We start from the raw sequence: 215 nt of genomic DNA, 5'->3' as shown, positions 1-215 counted from the left end.
GGAGGGGTCGTGTTGGTGGGGATTTCTTTGAGGCAAGCATCCTTTGGGGTGCATTGCCGGGATTGTTTCCAAGGTTTGGCCGCCTCGGTTCTTTGTGGCTGGGGTGGTCGTTGTGGCCTTAATGGAGAGTTTGATCCTGGCTCAGGACGAACGCTGGCGGCGTGCTTAACACATGCAAGTCGAGCGGAAAGGCCCCTTCGGGGGTACTCGAGCGG

The 215-nt window shown here is 58.6% G+C and carries 1 rRNA gene; it reads left to right on the top strand.

The annotated features are described in order from the left end of the window. Window positions 1-118: 118 nt before the first annotated feature. A 16S ribosomal RNA gene (locus IE99_RS0128670) occupies window positions 119-215 on the top strand; the annotation flags it as partial.

The sequence above is a fragment of the Spirillospora albida genome, from assembly GCF_000718255.1.
Classification (GTDB): domain Bacteria; phylum Actinomycetota; class Actinomycetes; order Streptosporangiales; family Streptosporangiaceae; genus Spirillospora; species Spirillospora albida.
Note: the sequence above shows the minus strand (reverse complement) of the source record. Positions and strands in the feature narration are given on the sequence as shown.